The sequence below is a fragment of the Leifsonia sp. McL0618 genome, assembly GCF_049994905.1.
In the GTDB taxonomy this organism is placed as follows: Bacteria; Actinomycetota; Actinomycetes; order Actinomycetales; family Microbacteriaceae; genus Diaminobutyricibacter.
In genome coordinates this window covers 1,438,791-1,464,780 of the sequence record NZ_CP188258.1, presented here as the reverse complement: position 1 = coordinate 1,464,780, position 25,990 = coordinate 1,438,791, and the positions used below count along the sequence as shown (strand labels likewise).

Sequence of the window (25,990 nt, the reverse complement as noted above, 5' to 3'; positions counted from 1 at the left end):
TATCGAAAGGCAAACGACATGCTCACCTCCTCCGCCGACACGCCCGGGATCGCAATCGCGACCGGCTCCGCACCCTCACCCCGCAGCACCCACCGGTGGTGGGCCCTCACCGTGCTCGCCCTCGCCCAGTTCCTGGTCGTCCTCGACGCATCCATCGTCAACATCGCACTCCCGTCACTCGGAAGCCAGCTCCACCTCGACACGGCAGCCCTCGGCTGGATCATCACCGCCTACGTTCTCCCGTTCGGCGGTCTTCTCCTACTCGGCGGACGGCTCGCAGACCGACTCGGCCACCGACGCGTGTTCCTGATCGGCGTCGCCGGATTCATCGCCGCATCGGCCCTCGCCGGGCTCTCCATCAGCGGCGGGATGCTGCTGACCGCCCGCGCGCTCCAGGGAGCATCCGCCGCCCTGCTCGCGCCCGCATCCCTTGCCCTCGTGACCCATCTGTTCGACGGCAGGGACCGCGCAAAGGCCCTCGGCATCTGGGGCGCCGTCGCCGGGATCGGAAGCGCCGCCGGCGTCCTCCTCGGAGGCGTCCTCACAGCGGCCTTCGGATGGCAGGCGGTCTTCTTCGTCAATGTGCCCGTCGGTGTGCTCGTGATCGCGGTCATCCCGTTCCTCGTCACACGGGACCCGCGCCACGCGCCCGAACGCCTCGACATCGCCGGGGCGATCACCGTCACCGGAGGGATCACCGCAGCGGTCGCCGCCCTCAGCCAGTCCGCCCAGCTCGGATGGCTCCACCCGGTCACGCTCGGACTCGCTGCGGTAGCCGCCGCGCTGCTCATCGCATTCGTGGTCATCGAACGCCGCTCGGCCAGCCCCCTCGTACCGTTCAGCTTCTTCCGCAACCGCGACGCATCAGCAGGGAACCTGGTGATGCTGCTCGTCGGCGGAGCGACGACCGCCCTGTTCTTCGCACTCTCGGTCTACCTGCAGGACGTACTCCACTACAGCGCACTCAGCGCCGGCCTCAGCCAGCTGCCGCTCGCCGGGTCTCTCGTCGTCATCGCCGGTATCGTACCCTCGGTCGTCAACCGGGCCGGACTCCGGCCCACCCTCGTTGCGGCGCTCGTCGTGCTGGCAGCCGGCCTGGTCTGGCTCGCAGTCGCCGGCCCGCAAGCGTCATACCTCACCGGTCTGCTCGGGCCGAGCATCCTCGTCGGAATCGGACTCGGCGCAGCATTCGTGACCACCACCCAGCTCGCAGTGAACGGGGTCGCCCTCGTCGACTCCGGCCTCGCCAGCGGCCTCGTCAACACCAGCCAGCAGATCGGTGGCGCCATCGGACTCGCCGCACTCAGCACCCTCGCTGCTGCCCAGACTGCGCGCCTGGTCAGCGACGGTACAGCCGTCGACACCGCACTCGCCGCCGGGTTCGCGTGGGTCTTCCTGGGCGGAGCAGCCCTGGCAATCGCAGGCGCAATCGTGACAGCACTCCTCCGCCGTCGCCGCGTCAGCTGACGGCGCACAGCCCCACAACGCGAATGCCCGCCGCGTCGTTACAGCCCCACCCGCTCTCGCGGGAAGGAACGCACCGACGTGACGGGCACGCGGCTACAGGCGATAGTGGCCTAACGACTCCCGGTCGACGCCTTCGCGTTCGACTCGTACGACGTGTTCGTCGACTCGAAGAAGTTGACCAGCTCCAGCGTGTCGTTCGCCGTCGCCATCCACTTCGCCGGGTTTGACACCTTGTACTCGGCCTCGAAACCGAGCTCCTCCAGGCGGCGATCGGCCAGGTACTTGACGTACTGGTTGATGTAATTCGCGTTCAGGCCCAGGATGCCGTTCGGCAGGAGGTCACGGTTGTACTCCTCTTCCATCTCGACGGCATCGAGGATCATCTGCCGGATCTCCGCCGCGAACTCCGGCGTCTGCAGGTCGGGGTTCTCCTCCAGCACCGTCAGGATGAGGTTGATGCCGAACTTGAGGTGCAGCGACTCGTCGCGCACAACCCAGTCCATGAGGGAACCGAAGTTGCGCAGCAGGTTGCGCTGACGGAACGACAACGCGACCATGAAGCCCGAGTAGAACCAGATCCCCTCGAGGATCACGTTGTACGCCACGAGGTTGCGGATGAAGTCCTGCTTGCCCGCCGTCGTCGTGATGTCGAGGGTCTCTTCGGTCATCCGCTTGATGAAGCGGATCTCGAACTCCTCCTTGCGCGCCATCGAGGGAACGTCGATGTGCGAGTTATACGCCGCCTCACGGTCGATCGGGAACGTCTCGAGGACGTACTCGAACGACATGCAGTGGTTCGCCTCCTCCCACATCTGCTTAGCGAGGTACAGGTGCGCCTCTGCAGCGTTGAGGTACGGATACACGCCGAACGCGAGCGCCTTGTTCACCAGCAGCTCATTCGGGTTGAAGTAGCTCATGAGGAACGTGATGGCGTGGCGTTCCTCATCCGTCATCTTCTTGAAATCGGCGATGTCCTCGCCGAGCTGGATCTCGTTCGGGAACCAGGTGTTCGCGACTGCCTGGTCGTACAGGTCCATCGCCCACTTGTAGGTGACCGGCTTGAGAAGCAATCCTTCCTGGATTCCCGTTCCCAAAATCGCCATGTGTGTTCGTCTCTCTTCTTACTCGTTCGTGTTCAGTGACTGTGCCGATAAATTCACTGGCACGACTCGCACTGCAGGTCGTCCATCGGGTCGACCGGAACGTAATACTCCTCGACGCGGGTGGTGGTGTTGCTCATTTACTTGTCACCACCTGTCGCGAGTCCTCCGAAGCCGAAGCCGCGGCGAGCCGGAGCCGGTGCGGCGGCCGGGGCGGCATCCGCACCCTCGCCTGCTCCGACGGATGCGAAGCCCTTGCGTGCTGCACCGCCCGCGATCTCTTCGGCCTTGTTGACCTTGACGGTCGACTGCTCGGCCTGGTGACGCGGCTTCATGTGCAGGTAGTAGGTGGTCTTCACTCCACGCTCCCACGCGGCGTAGTAGATGTCCATCATGTCGCCCAGATCGCGCGTCTCGAGGTACATATTGCGGCTGATGGCCTGGTCGATCCACTTCTGGGCACGCGCCGCGACCTCGATGAACGAGTAGGGCGAGAGCTGGAAGCTGGTCTTGTAGGTCGCCTTGATCGCATCCGGGATCTCAGCGATTCCCTGGATGTCGCCCTGGCTGCGCAGGATCGACTCGCGGACCTTCTCCCAGATGCCTTCGGCCTGGAGCGCCGAGACGAGGTTGCGGTTGACCTCGAGGAACTTGCCCGACGAGGTCGAGCGGCTGAAGATCTGCGAGAACTGCGGGTCGAACCCGGGCGTGGTGCCCGCGACGAGACCGATGGATGCGGTGGGCGCGATCGCCATCAGCGTCGCGTTGCGCATGCCGCCCTTGACCTTCGCACGCAGGGCATCCCAGTCGAGACGCGTCTTGCGGTTGACCTTGATCGGCACGCCGCGGTCCTGCTCGGTGAGGGCGATGCTGTCGAACGGCACCAGGCCCTGCGACCAGCGCGAACCCTCGAAGTTCGGGTATGCGCCCCGCTCCCTGGCGAGTTCCGCACTCTCGTCGATCGCCGCGTAGGAGACGTGCTCCATGATCTCGTCGATCAGGTCGTATGCCTCTTCGCTCTCGTAGCTGATGCCGAGCTTCTCGACCACGTCGGTGAAGCCCATGACGCCGAGGCCGATCGCGCGGTTCTGTGTGTTCGAGAAGTCGGCCTCGTCGACGCTCGAGATGGTGATGTCGATGAGGTTGTCGAGCTGGCGGACCGCGCTGCGGGCGCTTTCCTCGATGCGCGCCCAGTCGAAGACGCCGTTCTCGAGGTGGCGCGTGAGGTTGATCGACGCGAGGTTGCAGACGGAGACGTTGTCGCGGTCCTGCGGCAGGCAGATCTCGGTGCACAGGTTCGACAGGTGGATCGTGCCGGTGTTGTTGTTGAGGGCACGGTTGTTGATGGTGTCCTTCCAGGTGAGCCACGGGTGGCTGGTGGTCTGGAGGCTCATCAGGATCGCCTTGAACTGCTCGCGCGCGGTGATCTTCTTGAACATGTGCAGGCGGCCGGCTTCGGCCTCCGCGACGTAGTGGGCGTAACGCTCGGAGAAGGCCTTGCCGTACAGCTCGTTGAGGTCGGCGACCTCCAGCGGGTCGAAGAGGTACCAGGCCTCGTCGTTCTGGACGCGCTTCATGAACTCGTCGCTGATCCAGACGGCCGTGTTCGCCGTGCGGGTGCGACGGTACGGGTCGCCGGAGTTCTGGCGCAGGTCGAGGAACTCCGGGAAGTCCAGGTGCCAGTTCTCCATGTAGAAGCACAGTGCGCCGAACTTCTTGCCGCCGCGGCTGACGGCGCGCAGCACCGAGTCGATGGTGTGCATGAACGGGATCGGCCCGGTCGATGTGGTGTTGTTCGAGCGGATGGGCGAACCCTGCGCCCGCAGTTTCGTGACCGAAAGGCCGATGCCGCCGGTGCCCTTGGTGAGCCACATGACGTCGCGCACCGACTTGGCGATGTGCTCGATGTCGTCTTGCATCTCCATGACGAAGCAGTTGGAGAGCTGCGGGTACGCGGTGCCGGCGTTGACCAGCGTGGAGCCGGCCGCGAGGTATTCGAGCTTCGACATCTTGGTGTAGAACTCGAGGGCGTGGTGGGTCGGGTCGGCCTCGTTGAGGGCGAGGCCCATCGCGATGCGCATCCAGAAGAACTGGGGCACCTCGAGCGTCTCGCCGTTGCGGGCCTTGATACCGTAACGGTTGTTGAGGGTCACGACACCGATGTATTTGAGGAGCTCGTCGCGGTCGGGCTCGAGGGCGGCGGCGAGTCGGTCGAGGTCGTACAGCGCCGTGAAGCGCGGGTCGAGCAGCTGCTCCGAGACGCCGCGGTCGATGTACCCGCGGAAGTGGCTCGTGTGCAGCGACTTGAGCTCGTCGGCCGACTCGTAGTCGCCGAGGACGCGCTTGTAGATCGTCTTCAGCAGCAGGCGCGCCGCGACGATGTCGAACGCCGGGTCGTCCTTGACATTCTGGAGCGCCACCTGGATGACGGCTTCATCGAGCTGCTGGGTCGTGATGCCGTCGAACAGGGTGAGTTCGAGTTCGCTCGCGATCTGGGTGACCCAGGTGATGTTCTCGTCGAGCCCCTGTGAGGCGTGCTCGATCGCCAGGTTGATCTTGTTCGCGTCGTACGGCTCACGCTGGCCGTTCCGCTTGACGACGGTGATTGCCACTTCTTCTCCCTCTTCCTGCCGTTCTGCGCGAACGGCGAAACCTCACCGGATGATCCGGTCTGCAGACGCCTTTTATTCCCCTGAAATCGCTCTGTCACGCCCCAATCGTGGGGGCATTTCCACTAGCTACGTATTGGCGTGTGACCACTATATAGCGGGGTCTCACGACACGCGTAACCCCACATCTAGTGGGCGTGTCATCCACAGATGTGCATAACTTTTCCGAGTTATGCACACCCTACGACCCGCTACCGACAGGGGTGCCGACCGATAGACTGGGCACCTTGTGAGCAGCTATACGAGCCTTCTGAAGACCCCCGGCGTCGCTCGCATCATCGCTGCCCAGCTGACCGCCCGTTTCCCGTTCGGCATGCTCTCACTGGCATTCCTGCTGCACATCGAACGGGTCCACCACTCCTATGGGGCCGCCGGGCTCGTGCTCGGCGCGATGAGCATCGGCCAGGCCATCGCCGGCCCGATGACCAGCCGGCTGATGGGCGTGCTCGGCATGCGCATCGTGCTGTGGACGACGCTCATCCTGTGCTCGGCGGCGATCGCGACCATCGGGATCTTCGTGCTGCCGATCCCGGTGACGATGGGTATCGCCTTCTTCGCCGGGCTGAGCATGCCGCCGATCCAGCCGGCCGTGCGCACCATCTATCCGAAGATGGTCAATTCCCGGCAGCTCACGCCGCTCTTCTCCCTCGACGCCTCGGCCCAGGAGATCATCTGGATCGCGGGACCCGTGGCTATCACCTTCGTCGCGACCCAGATCGGCACCGTGGAGGGCATCCTCATGTCGGTCGCCATCATGCTTGCCGGCGGAACCTGGTTCATCTCCTCCCCCGAGGTCGGCCGGGTGCGCATCCCCCGCAGCAAACGCCGCTTCGGCTCCGTGCTGCAGCGGCCACCTGTGCTGCTCGCCACCGTCGTCGGCTTCCTCCTCATCGGGTCCTGCGCGGCGATCGAGGCCGGTGTGGTGGCGAACTTCGGCGACCAGGGTCCGGAGGCGGGCGTCGTGCTGGCGATCTGGTCGCTCGGCTCGCTCGTCGGCGGTCTCGCATTCGGCCACATACCGATCGGACCGTGGGCGACCGCCCGTCGCATGTTCATCGTGTTCGTGGGCGTGACGATCTCGATGTTCGCGCTGGCCACCTGGTGGGGCCTGTCGCTCACGCTGATCATCGCCGGACTCGGCATCGCGCCCGCCCTTGCCGTGCTCTTCTCGATCGTCTCGGCGAGCGTCAAGTTCAGCGACACGGCAGAGGCTTACGGATGGGTCGGCACCGGCCAGCTCATCGGTGCGGCTCTCGGGTCGGCACTAGCCGGCTTCCTCATCGACTCCCACGGCCCGATCGGCGCCTTCTGGGCAGCGAGCGCCTTCGCGCTCGTCGGCTTCATCGTGCCTGCGCTCGCGCACCGGTGGCATCCCGACCTGCGCGGCCGCGACGCGAGCCCCATCCCCGACACCGAGCCCGTGCCGGTGCAGCCCTCCTGAGCCGCCCGGCTACCAGCGGGGGTGGATCGCCGCGCGCAGGCGCCGGTCGTACAGGGCGACGACGGCGCCGTCGAACGCCGCGCCCAGGTCGCCGACGGACCCGGCAGCCGCGTTCTTTTGCGCCTGCTCCACCGAGCGGGCGCCGGGGATGACCGTGCTCACGCCGTCTTGTTCGGCGACCCACGCGATCGCAGCCTCCGCCGGCGTGAGACCCGCCGGTACGAGTGTGACGAATTCCTGTGCGGCGGCCACCCCCGTCTCGAAGTCGACGCCGGAGAAAGTCTCGCCGACGTCGAACGCCTCGCCGTGGCGGTTGTATGAGCGGTGGTCGTCGGGCGAGAACGTGGTCGAGGCCGTGTACCTGCCGCTCAGCAGCCCCGACGCAAGCGGAACCCGCGCAATGATGCCGACCCCCGCATCGCGAGCTGCGGGCAGCACCGCGTCGAGCGGCTTCAGCCGGAACGCATTGAGGATGATCTGCACGGTCGCCGTGCCCGGTCGCGCGATCGCCGTGAGGGCTTCGTCGCACGTCTCGACGCTCACTCCGTAGGCGGCGATCGCCCCGTCGGATACGAGGGTGTCGAGCGCGTCGTACACCGCATCCGTCGAATAGACCGGCGTCGGCGGGCAGTGCAGCTGCACCAGGTCGAGCGTGTCGACACCGAGGTTGCGGCGTGACCGGTCGGTCCATTCCCGGAACTTCGCGAGCGTGAAGTTCGACGGGTCCTGCGCCTCACGTCGTCCCATCTTCGTGGCAACCGTGATTCCGCTGTCGGGATGCGCGGCCAGGAACGTTCCGATCACCTGTTCGCTGCGCCCGTCGCCGTACACATCGGCCGTGTCGAAGAAGGTCACCCCGGCGTCGGCGGATGCTTCGAGCACCGCGAGCGCATCGGCTTCCGTCACGTCACCCCAGTCTGCTCCGAGCTGCCACGTGCCCTGTCCGATGACGGAGACGGTGCGTCCTGTGCGTCCGAGTGTCCTGGTCTGCATGCCTCCAGCCTAGGCGGGCTGGAGCGCGTCCTCCTGTTCGGCTTTCCCGTCCGGCTTCTCCAGGGCGTCCTCCACGTGCACGACCTCCTGGTTGCGGAAGTGCCCGGCGACCATCGCGATCATCCCGAGCACGGTCCATCCGGCGAGCACGAACCACGGGAAGGTGGTGTCTGCGTCGGGGAAGTAGGACAGGTCGCGGATGAGCGTGGCGGACGCTCCGGGCACGAACCACTGGCCGACGGCGCCCCACGGCGCGACCGTGAACTGGAGTGGCTGTGCGGCGGACGACAGCGGGTTGCCGATCAGCATGGTGATGATGGCTCCGACTGCGATGCCGGCCCGGCCGATGAGGGCGTTCATGCCGACGATCAGCGAGACCGTCGCAGCCATCGCCAGCGAGACCGCCAGACCGTTGATCCAGAAGCTGCCCTCCAGCACCCCGAACCAGCCCTGCATGATCCCGACCACCGAGAACCCGGCGACCAGGCCGTAGACGACCACGCTCACGAGGCGCCGCCAGGGGCCGACCACGAGCAGTGAGATGAGCACGCCGCCGATGATGCCGCCGAGGACGAGCGGGAAGGATGCGGCGGTCAGGCCGAGTCCGCGCGGATCGCCCGAGCTGAGAGGCACGACGTCGGTGACTTTCACGGTGATGGCCGGCGGCACCGTTCCGGCCGGCGCCTTGCCTGCGGCGATCGCCTGCTGCACCGCGGCGGCGGCCTGCTCGTTGGCCTGCACCTGCAGCTGGCCCGCAAGCTGCCCGAGGAGCTGGCTCACAGCCGGACCCCCGGCGGACGCGGTGAGCACTTCGGGCTGTTCGCCGAGGATGATCGCACCGTAGACGTCCCGTGTCTTGATCAGGTCGACGGCGGCTGCACGGTCGGAGACCGCGGTGACGTCGAGGGCGCCATTCGACTTCGACTCGAGCGCCGTGGTCACGGCTTTGACCTGTTCGGCCGACCCGGCGACGGCGATCGGCACGTTCTTGACCGACGCGGTGATGATCGGCCAGACGAAGGCGAGCAGGATGGCGACGACGACGACCGCGCCTGCGATCGCGATTCCGACGGCACGGCCCCAGGCCGTGTGGGGCTGACGTGTTTCGATGTTCGCCATGATCTGCTCCAAATAAAAAGAATATTCGTTCTTTATGGTGATACGCTGGCGTCGACTTGTCAAGAACGAACATTCTTTTTTAAGGTGGGAGCATGCCGAAGGTCACCGACGCCCATCGCGAGGCCCGTCGCCACGAGATCGCGACCGCAGCGCTCCGCTGTTTCGCCCGCAAGGGATTCGCGGCCACCTCGATGGCCGACATCATCGCCGAGAGCGGACTCTCCGCCGGTGCCATCTACGGGCACTACAAGAGCAAAGACGAACTGATCACCCTGGCGATCATGGAGGTCCTCGACCTCCGGTTCGGCGAGCTCGAGTTCGCGCAGACCCAGACCCCGATGCCCTCCCCCGGCGAGATGGTCCGGGTCGTGATGTCGGGGCTCCAGCACGAGGTCGGCGAGCTCAGCATCCTCGTGCAGATCTGGGCGCACGCCGCCGTCGAGCCGGGCGTAAAATCGACCCTCGCGCGGGTCGGCGATCGGGTCAAAAAGATCTTCCACGACTACCTGCGCACCTGGTACCTGAAGGAGCTCGGACTCCCCGAGGCCGAGGCCGAGCGCGGCGCTCAGCTCTATTCGGGTCTCTATGTCGGCATCGTGCAGGGCTACATCGTGCAGTCATCGATCTTCATCCACTTCGACGGGGACGCCTACCTCGACGCGGCCGCCGCGATGGTCCCGGCCCTCTGACCGCCCCCGTCACCCGACCGCGACCGCGACGACCCGTGCCATCCTTTTGCGGATGATGTGGTCGTTTCCTTCGACCCGGTGCATCTCGACGTGGCGCATCGTCCCGATCACCGCCAGGCTGCCCGGCGCGATGAACGCGTCGAGCGAGCCGTAGACGACCTCGATCGGCACGCGCACGCGTGCGAGGTCGCTGACGATCGTCTGCGACTCGATGCAGTGCTCGAGCGATTTGACGAACGGGTCCCAGTTCTTCTCGTTCACCTCGAAGACCCCCTTGATCGGGAGCATCCTGGCGAGCACCGACGCGTTGAACATCGTGAATTCCTTGTTCGCCCTCAGGAATTCGTAGGCGCGCAGGTATGCGCTCACGCGGCTCCGCACGCGCCTGTCGCCGATCTCGTTCGGCGATCCGTACACCGGCGGCCCGACCAGCACGAGCCGGGTGATCCCCGACGGATGCTTGGCGGCGTAGCGCCCGACGATCAGGCTTCCGAGTGAGTGCCCGACGAGTACGAACTCGCGCACCTTGAGCGCGCGGAGGGTGGCGTGCAGCCAGGCGACGTGCTCTTCGATCGTGTATTCGGCATCCGCTGGCGCCGGCGACCTGCCGAAGCCGAGGATGTCGATCGAGATCACCCGGTGCGTCGGCTCCAGCAGCGGCACGAGGTTCTTGAAGGTGACCGACGACGACGCGATGCCGTGCACGAGCACGACGACGGGGCCGTCGCCTTCGTCCCCGGCGACGTGGAGGATGGGGGCGGGACGGCCGAAGAGTGTTCGCGTCCGCTCGGCCAGCCACCCCATCCCCTTATTATGCCGTCGTGCCGCGAGACCGTTTCGTGACCGTATCGTCGCCGGACCGTGATCCCATGGCAGACATACCGCTCCTACTCTTATGCCATGAAGCGCATATGGGGTGGCGCAGCAGTGCTGGTGGTCGTCGCACTGTTGCTGGCAGGATGCACCGGGGGCGGCGGATCCTCGACTTCGGCGGGCTCCGGCGGCACCGCCGTGCAGGGCAAACCACAGGATGCCGGTGGCAGCGTCGCCGACCCGGCAGCGAAGAGCGACTCCGTCATCTCGCCGAACCGGGATGTCGTCACGACCGGGTCGGTATCCCTCACGGCCGACGACCCGATCGCGGCCGCCGACCGGGCGTCGGCGATCGTCATCGGCGCGGGCGGACGGGTCGACAACAGCTCGGAGCAGCCGGGAACGGACACCGAGAAGGCGAATGCGACGCTCGTGCTCCGCATCCCGTCGTCGAATCTCGACGCAACACTCACGAGCATCAAGCGGCTCGGTACCGTGGACTCCGCCGCGTTCACCGCGACGGATGTCACCACCCAGGCCAACGACATCGACGGCCGGATCACCGCGCTGCAGGCCTCGGTCGACCGGCTGCTCGCCCTGATGGCCAAGGCGACGACCACGGCCGACCTCATCACCATCGAGTCGACGCTGTCGGATCGGCAGGGGCAGCTGGACAGCCTGCGCGCCCAGCAGAAGGCGCTCGCCGACCAGGTGGCGATGTCGACGATCACCGTCACTTTCCACGCGAAGGGCACGGTCGCCGCTGCCGCGCCCGGCACATTCTGGAGCGGACTGACGGCCGGCTGGAACGCGCTCGTCGCAGCCGTCAACGGCCTCCTGATCGCCTTGGGCGTCGCACTCCCCTGGCTCGTCGTGCTCGGCGTGATCGGAGCGATCGCGTGGTGGATCGCCCGATGGATCGGGCGCAAGAAGGGCGCCGCTGCGTAGGCTTCAGGTGTGACCGAGAGCGCGCACCCCTCTGACCCGCTGCTGACCGACGACCTGCTCGAACGCATCCGATCGCGCGCGTCCGTGCATGACCGCGAGAACACGTTCTTCGACGACGATCTCGCCGAGCTGGTCGAACTCGGATACCTGAAGGCGCTGGTCCCTGTCGAGTTCGGCGGCCTCGGGCTCAGCCTGGGGAGCACGGCGAGGGAGCAGCTGCGCCTGGCATCGGCGGCGCCGGCGACAGCGCTCGCCGTCAACATGCACCTGGTCTGGACCGGAGTGGCGAAAGTGCTGCACGACCGCGGCGACGACTCCCTCGATTTCGTGCTGCGCGAAGCCGGGAGCGGCGAGATCTTCGCCTTCGGGCTGAGCGAGGCCGGCAACGATCTCGTGCTGTTCGGTTCGACGACGGATGCGCGGCCGGAGCCCGACGGAGGCTACCGCTACTACGGAACGAAGATCTTCACCTCCCTCTCCCCCGCCTGGACGCAGCTGGGGACCATGGGGCTCGACACCACCAGCGCGGACGCCCCGAAGATCGTCTACGGCTTCATTTCGCGCGACCGCGGCGGGTTCGAGGTGAAGGAGGACTGGGACACGATCGGGATGCGGGCCAGCCAGAGCAACACGACCGTGCTCGACGGGGCTTTCGCCCCGGCCGACCGGATCGTGCGCAGGCTCGACCCTGGTCCCAACCCGGACTCGCTCGTCTTCGCCATCTTCGCGAACTTCGAGATCCTCCTCGCCGCCGTGTACACAGGAATCGGCGCCCGCGCCCTCGAACTCGGCATCGCTGCCGCGCGACGACGGACCTCGCTCAAGAACGACGGGCGCAGCTACGCACAGGACCCGGACATCCGGTGGCGTATCGCGGATGCCGCGATCGCCCAGGACGGCATCTACCCGCAACTCGACGCGCTCGCCCACGATGTCGACGAGCGGGTCGACCACGGGAGCCTCTGGTTCCCCCGGCTCGTCGGCCTGAAGATCCGTGCGACAGAGACGGCCAGGCACGTCGTCGACCAGGCGGTGCGGGTCAGCGGCGGGTCGACCTACTTCTCGGGAAGCGAACTCGGACGGCTCTACCGCGACGTGCTGGCGGGAATCTTCCACCCGTCGGATGCGGAATCAGCGCATTCGACGGTGGCCAACGCCTATCTCGGCCCGCTCGACGCCCAGAACGGCTGAAAGACCGAGCACCTGAAAGACCAGAGCACCCGAAAGACTGGAGCCCACGATGCGACCGTTCACCGCCGACGATTACGCCGCGCGCCTGCAGCGCGGAGCCGTCCACGCGCGGGAGGCCGGTTTCGACGGTCTGCTGATCGCGCCCGGGCCCGATCTCGCCTACTTCATCGACTATCTGCCGGTCGCCGTCACTGAGCGCATCACGCTGCTCGTGATCCCTGCCGATGGCGAACCCAGCATGGTGGTTCCCGTGCTCGAGCACGACAGCGCGGAGGCTGCCACGGGCGCAGGCGGCGTTCGCCTCGTCGACTGGTCCGACGGCACCGACGAGTACGTCCCGACCGCCGGACTCCTGGCGCCGGAGGGGCGTTACGCCATCTCGGACTCCACCTGGGCGATGCACCTGCTCGGCCTCCAGCAGAAGCTACCGCACGCGCAGTTCGAGGCCATGACCCGTGCCCTCCCGATGCTGCGCGCGGTGAAGGGCGACGACGAGATCGAGAGGCTCGCATCCGCGGGCGCGGCGGCGGACGCCACCTTCGAGCAGATCATCCACGTGCGTTTCGCGGGCCGGACGGAGAACGAGGTCGCCGCCGACCTGGCCGCGCTCCTGCGGGAGCACGGCCATTCACAGGTCGATTTCACCGTGGTCGGCTCGGGACCCAACGGGGCCAACCCGCACCACGAGGCGGGGACACGCACGATCGAGCGGGGCGACATGATCGTGCTCGACTTCGGCGGCCTCAAGGACGGCTACGGGTCGGACACCACGAGGACCGTCCACGTCGGGGAGCCGACCGCAGAGGAACGCGAGGTGTTCGAGATCGTCAGGCTGGCGCAGCAGGCGGCCTTCGAGGCGGTGGCCGTCGGGGTCCCGTGCCAGGAGATCGATCGGGTGGCCCGCCGGGTCATCACGGATGCCGGCTACGGCGACCGCTTCATCCATCGCGTGGGGCACGGCATCGGTCTCACGACGCACGAGCCGCCGTACATGGTCGAAGGTGAGGAGCATCCCATCGAAGCCGGCATGTGCTTCTCGATCGAGCCCGGGATCTACCTTCCCGACCGTTTCGGCGTGCGCATCGAGGACATCGTGGTGGCCACGGCCGACGGTGGGCGCCGCCTGAACGACACGAGCCGCGAACTTCAGATCGTCGAGTAGACCGCCGCCGCCGGTTGCACTCAGGCGACGCGGCGACGTGCGATCGGCATTGCGATCAGGCGCCAGCCGACGAGGAAGAGGCCGAGGAAGACGGTCGCGACGATGACGAATGCGAAGTCGACGCCCTGTCCGGCGGACGCACGGAAGAGCATTCCCGCCGCGACCGTGATGATCCAGATGGGCATGCCCGGCCAGAGGATCGCGAGCGGGCGGAGCCAGGCGAAGGTGAGCACCCAGCCGAGAGCGAGTCCGGCGAGGAACGGCCAGAGCGTGTCGAGCGTGCCGATCGAGTTGAGGTCCTCCGCATGACTCGACCGGCCGAGGATGACGAAGAGGACCACCCCGGCGACATCGATCACAGCCGCGAGCGCGACTGTCCCCGGGTTCTTCACAGAGTGATCTTAGGCACGGCTGGCCTAACGTTGGCTGGCAACGACGCCCTCCCGCAGGGGCATCGTCACAGCCGGAAACCGCCGTCGCTCGTGATGACCTGGCCGACCACCCAGCGACCTTCGTCGGTGGCGAGCCAGCCGATCAGGCGGGCGGGATCGGCCGGGGCGCCGAAGCGCCCGAACGGAAGACCCTGCAGGCGCTCCTGCATCGCATCCAGCGGGCGGTCGGTGGTCTCCTCGTCGAGGTAGCCGGTGTTGACCGGACCCGGATTGATCGTGTTGAGAAGGATGCCACGCGTGAGCAGCTCGCTGGCGACCGTCGGAGTCAGCCCGGCCAGCGCGGCCTTGCTCGCCGCGTACGCGACTTCGCCCGGCATCGGTCCGTCCTGCTGGCCGGAGGTCATCCAGAACACCCGCCCGGTCTGGAACTCGTCGAACGGCCAGGCCGACTGCTGCCGGACTCCGGGGGCCGTCGCGCCTTCCATGGTCGCCGTCTCCGTCTCCGTCGCCGATGCCGAGCCGGAGAAGGCTTCCGCGAAGTACCGCGTGAGCAGCAGCGTCGCCCTGGCGTTCACCGACCAGTGCCCGTCGAGGCGCTCGGCCGTCATGTCGAAGATCGAGCCGTCGCCGCCGCTGCGCGCGTGGTTGCAGACGAGGATGCGCGGGCTGCCCACCGCGTCCGTCGCAGCCCGGATGACCCCGGCCGCCGACTCCGCTACGGCGAGATCGGCACTCAGTTCGCCGAAGCGGGCGCCCGGGGCCTGGGCCGCGCGCAGTTCGGCGAAGACAGCGTCGAGATCGTCCCCACCCCAGGGCAGCGCGCTGTCGTGCGGTGCGAAGTGGTGCACGAACAGGTCCGCGCCCAGTTCGGCGAGACGGTGGGCGACGGCGAAGCCGATCCCGCGGCGCCGGGAGACGCCGGTGACGATCGCTGCGCGGCCGAGCAGAGGAAGGATCTGGCCTGTCATCGTGACCCCCGGGTGACGTGCTGTACGGATGGAGTGATAGGAGAATGGTCGCAGCCTTCGCGCCAACGCCGACCCCCGATGAGAGTACCGTGCCGAACTTCGACTTCCTCGCCCAGCCCTCCGCGCTCCCCCGGCCGGCCGTCACCGCCACAGAAGCCCGGGTCATCGCGCTCGAGCGCTTCGGGCTCGACGGCACACCGACGGAGCTCGGCAGCCAGCAGGACCGCAACTTCCGTATCGATGCGCCATCAGGCCGGTTCGTCCTGAAGATCGCCAATCCGGTCTTCGCCGCCGACGAGCTCGCCGCCCAGAACATCGCGATGTCCGCGCTGCACGATCGCGGCGTGCTCGGACCCCGCGCGCTCCCCGGCCTCGACGGCGCCGACCTGCAGTGGGTCGAGCTCGACGGGCGACCGCACATCGTGCGCCTGCTCACCTTCATCGACGGCGAACCCCTCACCGATGAGGGCGACCTCACGGATGCGCAGCTCCGCTCCCTGGGCGACATCGCCGGCCGCGTGGCGGCGGGCCTGGCCGGGCTCGAGCACCCGGGAACCGACCGGTCGACGCAGTGGGACCTGCGGATCGCCGGCGAGGTCGTCGAACGGCTCGCCGGGCATGTCGAACAGCCCGCGCGACGCCGCCTGGTCGAACAGGCCACCCTGGATGCATCGGCCCGGCTCGAGCCGCTGCGCGAAGGCTTGCGCACCGCAGTGATCCACGGCGACGTGACAGACGACAACATCGTCGTCGACAGGAGCGACGCCGATGCACCGGCCGGGGTGATCGACTTCGGCGACGTCTCCCGCGGCTGGATCGTCGCCGAGCTCGCCGTCGCCGTCGCCTCGGCGCTGCACCACGTGCCGAGCGAGCCTCTGCGTGTTCTCGAGACCATCGACGCCTTCGCCGCCCGCATGCCCCTGACCGACCCGGAGATCGCTGCGCTCTGGCCGCTCGTCGTGCTGCGCGCCGCCGTACTGGTGGTCAGCGGGGAACAGCAGGTGGCGGTGGATGCCGGCAACACCTACGCCGACGAGAACCGCGCACACGAATGGCTGGTCTTCGCCGTCGCCCGGCGCATCGATCCCGGCGAAGCGGAGTCGCTCATCCGGTGGCGCCTCGCGCGTGGCGCGACGGGGTCGGCCACCTCCGCTGCGAACGTGACGGCCGGTCGGCTTTTCGATGTCGGATTCGATGCCGCGAGCATCCTCGATCTGTCGGTGACCAGCCACCTCCTGGACGACGGCCTGTGGCTCGAGCCCGGCATCGAAGAGCAACTGCTGACGGCCACGCGTGACGCGACCGGCGCTGCCGTCACGCGCTACGGCGAGTTCCGACTCACGCGGGCCGTTCCCGAATCGGCGGCGCCCACACCGACTTTCGCCCTCGCGGTCACCGCACGCGTGCCCGACGGGACGACCGTGCGCGCACCGTTCGCCGGAACGCTCACCCCGTCGGGCGACGCGTGGGTGCTCACCGGTGCGGACGTCGACCTCTGGTTCGACGGGCTCACGGCGACCGCACCGGGCAGTCGCGCGGTAACCCCCGGGGATGCGATCGGCGTGGCAGAGACGCTCACCGTCCAGCTCTCCCGCGTGGCCGGCCACCGGCCCCCGGCCTTCGTGCGTCCGGCTTTCGGGCGTCCGGGCGCCGACGAGGCCTGGCGAGCGCTCAGTCCCGACCCGTCGCCGCTCTTCGGGAGCGATCTCGCAGCCCCGCGTGCCGACGCGGACGCGCTGCTCGAGCGCCGGGACGCGACCTTCGCCCGCGTGCAGGAGCACTACTACGCGCATCCGCCGCAGATCGAGCGCGGGTGGCGGCACCACCTCATCGACACGCGCGCCCAGACCTACGTCGACATGGTGAACAATGTGACGGCCGTCGGCCACGCGCATCCACGGCTCGTGAACGCCGTGCGCGACCAGTGGGCGCTGCTCAACACCAATTCGCGCTTCCACTACGAAGAGCTCTCCGCCTTCACGTCCCGGCTCGCCGCGCTCGCCCCCGACCCGCTCGACACCGTGTTCCTCGTGAACAGCGGCAGCGAGGCGGTCGACCTCGCCCTCCGGCTCGCCCAGACCGTCACCGGGGAGCGTACGATCCTGGCCGTGCGCGAGGCGTACCACGGCTGGACCGTCGGCGCCGACGCGGTGTCCTCGTCGATCGGCGACAATCCACGCGCCCTCGAGACCCGGCCGGACTGGGTGCGTCTCGTCGAGTCGCCGCACAGCTACCGGGGAAAGTATCGTGGGCCGGGGTCCGCCTCCGGGTACCTGGCCGACCTCGCCGCGGACCTCGACGCCCTCGACGCTGCAGGTACGGGCCTTGCGGGGTTCATCGCCGAACCCGTCTTCGGCAACGCGGGCGGGGTCATGCTCCCTGACGGTTATCTCGCCGGTGCCTACGAGCTGGTGCGTCGGCGCGGCGGAGTGTGCATCGCCGACGAAGTCCAGGTCGGGTACGGTCGACTCGGCTCGTACTTCTGGGGCAGCGAACAGCAGGGCGTGGTGCCCGACATCATCACCGTCGCCAAGGCGATGGGCAACGGGCATCCGCTCGGCGCCGTCATCACGACCAGGGACATCGCGGAGCGGTTCGCGGCAGAGGGCAGCTTCTTCTCGTCGGCCGGCGGCAGCCCCGTGAGCGCCAGGGTGGGACTCACCGTGCTCGACATCATGCGCGACGAGCACCTGCAGCAGAACGCACGGGATGTCGGCGCTCACCTCGCAGGGCGACTCAACGAGCTCGCCGACCGGTTTCCCCTCATCGGCGCTGTGCACGGCCTCGGGCTCTACCTCGGCGTCGAACTGGTGCGCGACCCGGTCACGCTGGAGCCCGCCGGTGCGGAGGCCGCCCGAATCTGCGACGCACTTCTCGCCGAAGGGTGCGTCGTGCAGCCGACCGGCGACTACAAGAACGTCCTGAAGATCAAGCCGCCCCTGTGCCTCACCGTCGAAGCTGCCGACTTCTTCGCGGACGCGCTCGAGCGGGTGCTGTCGGACTGAGGTCGAGGGACCGGGCAGCCTGACGCACCAGGGCATCCGTCACCCGCGACAGCGAATCGGACTCGACAGCCCAGTGCTGCCAGAAGAGAGGAACGTCGATCCAGCGACCCGGGTCGATGTCGACCAGGCGGCCCTCGGCGATCAGCGCGGCCGACTGCTGGTCGGGGATCATCGCCCAGCCGAGGCCGAGGGAGGCGGCCGTGACGAACTCGGAGGACGCGGGCACCTGGTGGCGTGGCGGATGCGCGACGATGCCTCGTACTGCAAGGTAGCGATCCTGGAGCGCGTCCTTGCGGTCGAAGACGATCACCGGAGCCACGGCGAGCGCTTCCCGCGTCGGCCCGGACGGAAGCCACCGGGAGACGAATCCCGGCGAAGCAACCGCTCGGTAGGTCATCGACCCGAGCGGGCGCACGATGCAGCCCTGCACAGCGACGGGGTCGGACGTCACGGCGCCGACCACCGTTCCGTCACGGAGTCGGGCGGTCGAATGGTCCTGGTCGTCGAGGAACAGCTCGAAGGTCACGCCGTCCACTCCTGCGAGCGCGTTAAGGACCCACGTCGCGAGGGAATCCGCGTTCACGACGAGCGGGATGGCACGGATGCTCCCCGTCGCGTCGGCGCCGAGCCGCGCCAGAGCTTCGTCTTCGAGCAGCGCCACCTGGCGCGCCAGCCGGAGCAGCACCTGCCCGGGTTCGGTGACGGCCGCCGGTTTGGTGCGGAGGACGAGCACACGGCCGGTCCTCTGCTCGAGGGCCTTGATGCGCTGGCTCACCGCCGACGGCGTGATGCGGAGCGCTTCGGCCGCCCGCTCGAAGCTGCCGTGGTCGACGACCGCGGCGAGAGTCCTCAGGTGTTCGGCGTTCGCTTCCATCACAAGCCATGCTAATGGTGGTGAAGAACAATGAACTTCACTTCAGCATCGATTTCGCTTAGCGTCGAGGTCATGCCCCCCGCAGCCGTCGCCACGACCATCCTCGCCGGCCTGGCGGCCGGGGCATCCCTCATCATCGCGATCGGCGCCCAGAACGCCTTCGTGCTGCGCCAGGGCCTGCGGCGCGAACACGTCCTGCCGATCGTCCTGATCTGCATCGCGAGCGACGCCATCCTGATCGCACTCGGCATCGCCGGCATCGGCGGCCTGGTGCGGGCCGCCCCTGCCGCGCTCGAGGTCGTGCGCTGGGCCGGCTTCGTGTTCCTGGTGTTCTACGGCATCCTCGCCGCACGCCGTGCGTTCCGCCCGGAGCACCTCGACACCGACAGCAGCGCCGCGCGCACGTCCCTCGTGTCCGCCGTGCTGACCTGCGTCGCCCTCACCTGGCTCAACCCGCACGTCTACCTCGACACGGTCGTACTGCTCGGATCGCTCGCAACCCCCCACGGCGATCCCGGTCGATGGTTCTTCGGCCTCGGCGCCGTCATCGCGAGCACGATCTGGTTCACGGCACTCGGTTTCGGCGCGCGCTTCCTCGCTCCCGTCTTCGCGCGCCCCATCGCATGGCGCATCCTCGACGCGGGGGTCGCCGTGCTCATGTGGACGCTCGCGATCCTCCTCGTCGTGCAGGCCTGAGCCGACGACGCCCGGCGTGCGGTGCCCGTATCTCGCGTCAGCGCGATTCGACCCGGTGCTCTGCCACCCAAGCCGCGATCTCCGATCGTCGCGCAGCGTCGAGTTTCGCGAGGATGTGCTCGACATGCGCACCGACCGTCTTCGGCGCGATGGTGAGCGTGACCGCGATCTCCTTGTTGGTCGCGCCGACGGCGATCAGGCCGGCGACCTCGAACTCCCGTTCCGAGAGCGGCGCGATGCCCGATGCGGTCGTCGAGCGCACACCGAGAGCGTCGGCACGCAGTTCGAGGGCACGGGCGCCCGCGCCCTGGGCCAGTGCGCGGGCGTGTTCGGCCGCCGCCGCAGCCTCCCTCCCCCTGCGGGAACGGTTGAGCGCCGACGCCAGGTCGATGGACGCCTCCGCCGCCTCCCAGAACCGGTGATGATCCTCCCAGCCCGAGCGGGCCGACTCGAGGTGTTCGCGCGCCTGCACCCAGTGGGTCTCGCCCAACGCAAGCAGGCCTTCCGCATGGTCGATGGCCGGAAGCGTGCCGGGGATGCCGCGAGCCGAGATTATCGTCGAGCACCGGGCGGACCACGCTCGGGCCGCTGTCACCGCGTGCAACGCCAGGTGTGCGCGCACGCCGGTGACGAGGAACGGGAACAGGTAGGCGGCGTCGCCGACCCTCTCGGAATCACGGAGGGCGCGGTCACACAGGGCCACAGCATCCTGTGCGCGCCCCTCGTGGAGGGCGAGTTCCGCGAGCCCCCAGAGCGCCGGGGAGAGCCGCTGCAGTTCGTTCATGTGCTCGCCGATGGCACGGGCCTCCTCGAGCACCGCGTGCGCCTCGTCGGTGTCCCCGCGGCCGACGGCGAGGTAGCCCAGCACGATCAGCGCCGTGACGCGCGTCGTGATCCCGCCGCGTCCGTCCGCGAGCGCCCGACGGGCCTCATGCTCCGCCCGGTGCCAGTCGCCGCGCGCCCAGCACACGTGCGCGAGGTGCGCGGCCAGGTAGTGGTGGTCGTTCCAGCGCTCGGTGCGCTCGGTGTATTCGAGCCCCTGGTCGAGCCAGCGTTCTGCGCGGTCGTACTCGACGAGAACGGATGCGCACGAGCCGAGCATGCGGAAAGCGCGGGCGGTCTCCGCCTCCACCCCCGCTTTCTGACCGGTCGTGATGGCTTTCTCGAGGAGTCTCCACCCTTCCTCCATGCGCCCGGAGAAGACCATGAGCGACCCGAGGGTCGCATTGAGGTTCACCCGCGCCGCCGTCACCGCGACATCCTCCGGGTCGTTCGGAAGCCGGATGGCGGCCGCATTCGTCCCGTACTCCATCGCCGTGTACAGCCGCCGGTCGAGCATGTACGCGGCCGCGAGGGCGGCGAACAGCTCGAAGCGCACGAGCGGTGGAACGGACGCCGGGTCGATGTCGGGGCCGTTCAGGCGTGCGAGCGCGTCGAGGGCGAGGCGCACCCGGGTCTCGAGCGGATCGCCGACGAGGTGCCTGGCCGCCATCAGTCGCGGTACGAGCGCGGCGGCCGCGGCCTCGTCTCCCGCCGTGCGATGCAGGTCGATCGCTGTGGCGAAGTGTTCGGCCGCCTCCTCGTTCGCGTCGACGGCGGCGAGTTCGGACGCAAGGTGGGCGTGGAGGTCCGCCCGCTCGGACAACGCGAGACCGGATGGCGCGGTACGCCGCGCGCGCTCGTACAGCGTCGCGGCCTCCCGGTGCGCCGACACCCGCGCCGCGTCCGCCGCTGCGAAGAGTGCGTGCCCGTAGGCGATGTCGGGCAGGTTCGCGCGCTCGTAGTGGTCGGAGACGTCCGCATAGCAGTACTCTGCGACGATCGCGGCGACTCCAGCGGCTTCGTGCAGCCGGCGCCGCCTGCTCGGCGGGATGCTCTCGTAGATCGTGTCGCGGATCATGGCGTGGCGGAAGTCGAAGTTGGTACCGTCACCCGTCGAGACGATGACCTGCCGGTCCAGCAGCTCGGTGAGGCCGGTGTCGAGGTCGTCGACCGATTCTCCGACGGTTCCGGCGAGCACGTCGATGTCGAACGACCTCCCGATGACGGCCGCGGCATCGACCAGGGAGCGGGCACGCGGACTGAGGGCACCACGCCCGAGCATGACCGCCTCGGCGACCGACCCAGGCACACGGCTGACCGCGCCGGCCGCGATGAGCTCTTCCACGTGCAGCGGGATCCCGTCGCTGCGCGCGTACAGCTGGTCCAGGTAGACGGACGGGAGAACGGTCCCCGTGATCGCCTCCGCGAGCTCGGCCGTCTTCGCGCGGTCGAGCCGCCGCACGTGTGCTTCTTCCGCGAGCCGCTGCCCCACGAGGCGGTCGCGCCACTGTCGCAGCGGCGTGCCGGGAAAGAGCTCTTCTGTACGGTACGTGGCGAGCACCAGCGCATGGGTCTCCTTGAGCGATGCGGCCACCCGTTCGAGCACGTCGAGGCTCAGCTCGTCGGCCCAGTGCAGGTCTTCCAGGCTCACCAGCGTCGGCCCGTTTCTGCCGAACACCTCGAGGACGATGTCGGCGAGGTCGGTCACGAGCACCCGGCGTCGGCGCGCGCTGTCCCCTCCTTCGCCGCCGGCGAAGATCATCGCTCTCAGTCGTTCGGCCGCAGCTGCGTCGCCGGAGCGGCGCAGGTCCGCTGCCAATTCGAGGAGCACTCCCCCGACGATCTCAGTTCCCCGCCGGAAAGCGGAAGCACTGATGCGGTTTTCGATCCCGGCGAGACGCTCCGAGATATCGTCGAGGAGCCGCGTCTTGCCGATCCCGGCCTCGCCTGCGAGCAGGAGAAGATGGCCGGTCCCGGCGACCGCGGCCGTCCATCGCCGCTGCGCGAGAGCCAGCAGGTCGTCCCGCCCGACAGGTACGGGCGAGATCCGGATCTGCTCCGCAGCTGAGAATCCCTCAGTGGGCATGCCATATGGTACCGCCGCGTGGCGTGCGGATGATCGGTCGGATGACCGATGTGCGCGCATCCGGCCCGGAACGACACTGAACGCATGCACCGACGATCGGCGCAGCACCACCCAACGAAAGGATCCGCTCATGGCAACGTTCATGGATGTCCACGACGGCTTCGTCGGCGTCAGCGCCGACGAGCTCGCCGAAGCACACGCGGCCGACCTCGCGATCGAAGGCGATGAAGGCGTGCACTTCATCAAGGCCTGGCTCGACCCCGAGGCCGGAAAAGCGTTTTGCCTCTCAGAAGGGCCGACGAAGGAGGCGGTGATGCGCATCCACGAGCGCACCGGCCACCCGACGGCCGAAGTGTACGAGATCGCTGTCGAGGTCTGACGGTTCTGCCGTCCTGTCGGCGGCATAGCGCAGAATGGGATGATGCCTGAGCTTCCCGAGGTCAACGCGCTTGCCGCCGATCTCGGCGCACGCCTGTCCGGGCGCACGCTGGATCGGTTCGACATCGTGTCGTTCGCGGTTCTCAAGACGTTCGATCCGCCTGCATCCGCGCTCGCCGGCCAGACGATCCACGGCGTGAGCCGGCACGGGAAGTTCCTCGATTTCGCCATCGGCGACCTGCACCTGGTCATGCACCTCGCCCGGGCGGGCTGGATCCGCTGGCGCGATGGCGCCCCGGCGCCGTCGAAGGGACTCGGGCGCGGTCCGCTCGCCGCCCGGCTGGTACTCGACGACGGCTCCGGCATCGACATCACCGAGGCCGGAACGAAGAAGAGTCTCGCCATCTCCGTCGTGCGCGACCCATCGGAGGTACCGGGCATCGCACGGCTCGGCCCCGAACCGCTGTCTGACGACTTCACCGAAGAAGCGTTCGCCGCCATCCTCGCGTCGGCGGGTCGTGCGCAGATCAAGGGCGTGCTCCGCAACCAGGCGGTCATCGCGGGCATCGGCAATGCCTATTCCGACGAGATCCTCCACGCCGCGAAGATGTCACCGTTCAAACCCGCCGCCATGAGTGCTGACGAGACCGCGCGGCTCTACGCCGCCATGCAGTCGACGCTGCGCGACGCGATCGCCCGCGCCGACGGCCTCGCGGCCTCCGAGCTCAAGCGGGAGAAGAAGTCCGGGCTGCAGGTGCACGGCAAGGCGGGCCAGCCGTGCCCCGTGTGCGGCGACACTGTGCGCCAGGTGATCTTCCACGATTCGACGCTGGAGTACTGCCCCACCTGCCAGACCGGCGGTAAGCCCCTGGCCGACAGGGTGCTGTCGCGGCTGCTCAAGTAGCTCCCCAAGAAATGGGAGGATCGATGCATGCCTGATCGTCCTTCCCTTCTCATCCTGTCGTTCTCGCCCATCCGGTCCGATCCGCGGGTGCTGAAACAGGTCCAGTTGTTCGCACCGCTCTACGACGTCACGACCTGTGGTTTCGGTGGCGCCCCGGATGGCGTGGTCGAGCACATCGAGATTCCCGGCGACGCCCGCGCCTGGGTGGACGACCGGCTCGCGATCGCCACGCGCCGCTATGAGACGGCCTACTGGAACATCAAGGCGGTCACCGAGGCGAAGGCGAAGCTCACCGGGCGCACCTTCGACGGCATCCTCGCCAACGACCTCAACGCCGTGCCACTCGCCCTCTGGCTCGAGCCCCGCTCCGGCGTCCACGGCGACCTGCACGAATTCGCCCCGAAAGAGAAGGACGACGACCTGCGCTGGCGGCTCACGGTCGCACCCTTCATGCGGTGGCTCTGCCGCCACTACCTGAAGCAGCTGACCTCGATCACCACGGTAGCGCGCGGCATCGCGGACCAGTATGAGGCCGACTACAGTGTCACGGTCGGCGTCGTGACCAACGCCGCACCGTATTCCGACCGCCGGCCGACGCCGGTGCATGAGCCGATCCGGCTCATCCATTCGGCCGCCGGCCAGCGCTATCGCAAGCTGGAGGCGTTCATCGAAGCGATGAAGGATGCCCCACCGAACGTGACGCTCGACATGATCGTCATGCCGCACGAGCCCGACTACGTCGATGAACTCAAACGGATGGGAAAGGATGTGCCCGGCCTCACCTTCCGCGAGCCCGTGCCCTATGCCCAGCTGGTCGACACCCTGGCGGAATACGACGTGTCGATGACCTTCCTGCCGCCGACGAACTTCAATCTGGCGCACGCCCTGCCCAACAAGTTCTTCGAAGCGGTCCAGGCGCGGCTGGGCCTGATCATCGGGCCCTCGCCCGAGATGGTGTCGATCCTCACCCAGTACGGTCTCGGCGCGATCGTTCCGGACTTCGAGGTGGAATCGCTGCGAACGGTCATCCGCGAACTCACTCCCGACAAAGTGGCGTCGTGGAAGCAAGCGGCCGACGCCGCGGCGAAGGACCTCTCGGCCGAAGCCCAGCAGGCCACCTGGAAGACGGCGATCGAGAACCTGCTCGGCAGTCCCTCCGCGCGCCGCGATTAGCGCGGGCGGCGCGCCTTCACAGCAGGGCGGACGCCACGATGAATCGCAGCGGCGCGTCCGCGGCCAGCAGGCTGAGGGGGTTACTCGGCAGGAGGGTCGACGGGCGTCCGAACCGGCGGCGTGCCCGCGACAGCGAGGCGATCCGCTCCGTGCTCGAACCCGCCTCGACGACGGCACTGAGCACGCGGTCGTCAGCGAGGGAGAGCGTGCGTTCGAATCCGGGCGCGCGTTCGCGCATCCGCTCGATCAGTCCAGCGAGAGAGGCGTGCTCGTCGTCGTTCCAGTTCGTGCCGTCGATGCGCGCCAGCACGGCAGCGAACAGGTGGATGCGCGCGATCTTGACGGCGATGGCCCGGCGCGTGCGCACCGGCAGCCCGGCGAACCACGGATCGTCGATCAGTCGCTCGACGAAGGCGAGGTCCTCTCTGAGGGGCCGGTACGTCATGCTCACCCGAGACTCGGCGTCGGCCCCCACCACGTACCGCGGAGCTCGCGCGGCGTAGCGGGTCGCGCGGGATCCTACCCAGAGCCGTGCGCTGAAGGCCTGATCCTCGCCGGAGGCCAGGCCTTCGGTGAGCGTCAGGCCCAGCCGGTCGATGGCGTCCCTGCGGACCAGGCCCAGGGGCGCCGTCCGGTAAAAGAGGCGGTCCTTCAGCGCATCACGATCGCCGGAGCGGAACGGCCGCACCGGAGGTGTTCTGATCGTCGAGCCGTCCGCGTGCGCCTGGGGCGCGATGACGGCGTCGACGGAATCGTCGGCCAGGTCGCACCATGCATGGAGAGCGCCCGGTTCCAGGTAGTCGTCTGAGCCCATGATCGAGACGAAGCGGGCGGACGCCGCAGCGACACCTGCGTTGAACGGGCCGGCCGGACTCCGGATGCCGTCGTGATGCTCGATGAGACGCACCTGCGAGGTGAGTCCGTCGCCGAGCGCATCCGCGACGGTCCCTGCGGCGAGGTTGTGGCAGACCACCGTGATCCGCAGCCCGTCCTTCGCGACGGCAAGGCCGGACGCGGTCAGGGACCGAACGGCACGAGCGATCGGCCGGTTCGGATCGTGGATGGCGATGACCGCATCGACCAGGGGTTCTGCCACGCCC

At 68.2% G+C, this 25,990-nt stretch carries 21 protein-coding genes; 11 read left to right on the top strand and 10 right to left on the bottom strand.

Features of this window, described 5'->3' with window-relative positions; all coding sequences use genetic code 11:
- Window positions 1–18 precede the first annotated feature (18 nt).
- Entirely contained in the window at window positions 19–1,467 is a 1,449-nt protein-coding gene (locus ACPPVQ_RS06970; protein ID WP_426519987.1) for an MFS transporter, read from the top strand.
- A gap of 110 nt (window positions 1,468–1,577) precedes the next feature.
- Here ACPPVQ_RS06970 and ACPPVQ_RS06965 read toward each other — a convergent pair whose 3' ends face one another.
- A complete protein-coding gene (locus tag ACPPVQ_RS06965; RefSeq protein ID WP_426519985.1) occupies window positions 1,578–2,570 on the bottom strand; it encodes a ribonucleotide-diphosphate reductase subunit beta in 993 nt (330 codons plus the stop codon).
- Between the two features lie 137 nt (window positions 2,571–2,707).
- Window positions 2,708–5,179, bottom strand: a complete 2,472-nt coding sequence (locus ACPPVQ_RS06960) for a ribonucleoside-diphosphate reductase subunit alpha (RefSeq protein WP_426519983.1) — start codon at window positions 5,177–5,179, stop codon at window positions 2,708–2,710.
- 286 nt (window positions 5,180–5,465) lie between these two features.
- Here ACPPVQ_RS06960 and ACPPVQ_RS06955 point away from each other — a divergent pair, with 286 nt between their 5' ends.
- Window positions 5,466–6,677, top strand: coding sequence for an MFS transporter (locus tag ACPPVQ_RS06955; RefSeq protein ID WP_426519981.1), 1,212 nt, complete (start codon window positions 5,466–5,468; stop codon window positions 6,675–6,677).
- A gap of 9 nt (window positions 6,678–6,686) precedes the next feature.
- Here ACPPVQ_RS06955 and ACPPVQ_RS06950 read toward each other — a convergent pair whose 3' ends face one another.
- Window positions 6,687–7,670, bottom strand: a complete 984-nt coding sequence (locus ACPPVQ_RS06950; RefSeq protein WP_426519979.1) for an aldo/keto reductase — start codon at window positions 7,668–7,670, stop codon at window positions 6,687–6,689.
- Window positions 7,671–7,679: 9 nt separating this feature from the next.
- Window positions 7,680–8,789 (bottom strand): ABC transporter permease, encoded by a 1,110-nt coding sequence (locus ACPPVQ_RS06945; RefSeq protein ID WP_426519977.1) that lies wholly within the window; start codon window positions 8,787–8,789, stop codon window positions 7,680–7,682.
- Between the two features lie 92 nt (window positions 8,790–8,881).
- Between ACPPVQ_RS06945 and ACPPVQ_RS06940 the strand changes: the two genes are divergently transcribed.
- Complete coding sequence (locus ACPPVQ_RS06940; RefSeq protein ID WP_426519975.1) at window positions 8,882–9,478, top strand: TetR/AcrR family transcriptional regulator; 597 nt, start codon at window positions 8,882–8,884, stop codon at window positions 9,476–9,478.
- A 9-nt stretch (window positions 9,479–9,487) separates the two neighbouring features.
- On the opposite strand, the gene ACPPVQ_RS06935 is transcribed toward ACPPVQ_RS06940, so the two are convergent.
- Window positions 9,488–10,282 carry an alpha/beta fold hydrolase gene (locus ACPPVQ_RS06935; RefSeq protein WP_426519973.1) on the bottom strand — a complete coding sequence of 265 codons (795 nt, stop codon included), beginning with the start codon at window positions 10,280–10,282 and terminating at the stop codon, window positions 9,488–9,490.
- A gap of 96 nt (window positions 10,283–10,378) precedes the next feature.
- On the opposite strand from ACPPVQ_RS06935, the gene ACPPVQ_RS06930 reads away from it, so the two are divergent.
- From ACPPVQ_RS06930 to ACPPVQ_RS06920, 3 genes are read left to right on the top strand one after another with little or no spacing between them, the layout of a single operon-like run.
- Window positions 10,379–11,239: a DUF4349 domain-containing protein gene (locus tag ACPPVQ_RS06930; protein ID WP_426519971.1), complete on the top strand. Its 861-nt coding sequence runs from the start codon at window positions 10,379–10,381 to the stop codon at window positions 11,237–11,239.
- A 9-nt stretch (window positions 11,240–11,248) separates the two neighbouring features.
- Window positions 11,249–12,430 carry an acyl-CoA dehydrogenase family protein gene (locus ACPPVQ_RS06925; RefSeq protein WP_426519969.1) on the top strand — a complete coding sequence of 394 codons (1,182 nt, stop codon included), beginning with the start codon at window positions 11,249–11,251 and terminating at the stop codon, window positions 12,428–12,430.
- A 49-nt stretch (window positions 12,431–12,479) separates the two neighbouring features.
- Window positions 12,480–13,592, top strand: coding sequence for a M24 family metallopeptidase (locus ACPPVQ_RS06920; protein WP_426519967.1), 1,113 nt, complete (start codon window positions 12,480–12,482; stop codon window positions 13,590–13,592).
- A 20-nt stretch (window positions 13,593–13,612) separates the two neighbouring features.
- Here the strand turns inward: ACPPVQ_RS06920 and ACPPVQ_RS06915 are convergent, their stop codons facing one another.
- The gene (locus ACPPVQ_RS06915; protein ID WP_426519965.1) at window positions 13,613–13,984 is read right to left on the bottom strand and encodes a DUF3054 domain-containing protein; all 372 of its coding nucleotides are present in this window, start codon (window positions 13,982–13,984) and stop codon (window positions 13,613–13,615) included.
- Between the two features lie 65 nt (window positions 13,985–14,049).
- Window positions 14,050–14,952, bottom strand: a complete 903-nt coding sequence (locus tag ACPPVQ_RS06910) for an SDR family oxidoreductase (protein ID WP_426519963.1) — start codon at window positions 14,950–14,952, stop codon at window positions 14,050–14,052.
- 44 nt (window positions 14,953–14,996) lie between these two features.
- Here ACPPVQ_RS06910 and ACPPVQ_RS06905 point away from each other — a divergent pair, with 44 nt between their 5' ends.
- Complete coding sequence (locus ACPPVQ_RS06905; RefSeq protein WP_426519961.1) at window positions 14,997–17,957, top strand: aminotransferase; 2,961 nt, start codon at window positions 14,997–14,999, stop codon at window positions 17,955–17,957.
- Here the strand turns inward: ACPPVQ_RS06905 and ACPPVQ_RS06900 are convergent.
- Entirely contained in the window at window positions 17,899–18,831 is a 933-nt protein-coding gene (locus tag ACPPVQ_RS06900; protein WP_426519959.1) for a LysR family transcriptional regulator ArgP, read from the bottom strand. The two genes, ACPPVQ_RS06905 and ACPPVQ_RS06900, sit on opposite strands and share 59 nt — an antisense overlap.
- 72 nt (window positions 18,832–18,903) lie before the next feature.
- Between ACPPVQ_RS06900 and ACPPVQ_RS06895 the strand changes: the two genes are divergently transcribed.
- Complete coding sequence (locus ACPPVQ_RS06895) at window positions 18,904–19,527, top strand: LysE/ArgO family amino acid transporter (protein WP_426519957.1); 624 nt, start codon at window positions 18,904–18,906, stop codon at window positions 19,525–19,527.
- A 37-nt stretch (window positions 19,528–19,564) separates the two neighbouring features.
- On the opposite strand, the gene ACPPVQ_RS06890 is transcribed toward ACPPVQ_RS06895, so the two are convergent.
- Entirely contained in the window at window positions 19,565–22,435 is a 2,871-nt protein-coding gene (locus tag ACPPVQ_RS06890) for a helix-turn-helix transcriptional regulator (RefSeq protein ID WP_426519955.1), read from the bottom strand.
- 130 nt (window positions 22,436–22,565) lie between these two features.
- Between ACPPVQ_RS06890 and ACPPVQ_RS06885 the strand changes: the two genes are divergently transcribed.
- From ACPPVQ_RS06885 to ACPPVQ_RS06875, 3 genes are read left to right on the top strand one after another with little or no spacing between them, the layout of a single operon-like run.
- Window positions 22,566–22,814, top strand: a complete 249-nt coding sequence (locus ACPPVQ_RS06885; protein ID WP_426519953.1) for an SCO4226 family nickel-binding protein — start codon at window positions 22,566–22,568, stop codon at window positions 22,812–22,814.
- A 42-nt stretch (window positions 22,815–22,856) separates the two neighbouring features.
- Window positions 22,857–23,717 (top strand): Fpg/Nei family DNA glycosylase, encoded by an 861-nt coding sequence (locus ACPPVQ_RS06880; protein WP_426519951.1) that lies wholly within the window; start codon window positions 22,857–22,859, stop codon window positions 23,715–23,717.
- Between the two features lie 27 nt (window positions 23,718–23,744).
- The gene (locus tag ACPPVQ_RS06875; RefSeq protein WP_426519949.1) at window positions 23,745–24,890 is read left to right on the top strand and encodes a glycosyltransferase family 1 protein; all 1,146 of its coding nucleotides are present in this window, start codon (window positions 23,745–23,747) and stop codon (window positions 24,888–24,890) included.
- 16 nt (window positions 24,891–24,906) lie between these two features.
- Here the strand turns inward: ACPPVQ_RS06875 and ACPPVQ_RS06870 are convergent, their stop codons facing one another.
- On the bottom strand, window positions 24,907–25,986 hold the full coding sequence (locus tag ACPPVQ_RS06870) for a glycosyltransferase family 2 protein (protein WP_426519947.1): 1,080 nt from the start codon (window positions 25,984–25,986) through the stop codon (window positions 24,907–24,909).
- Window positions 25,987–25,990: the final 4 nt, after the last annotated feature.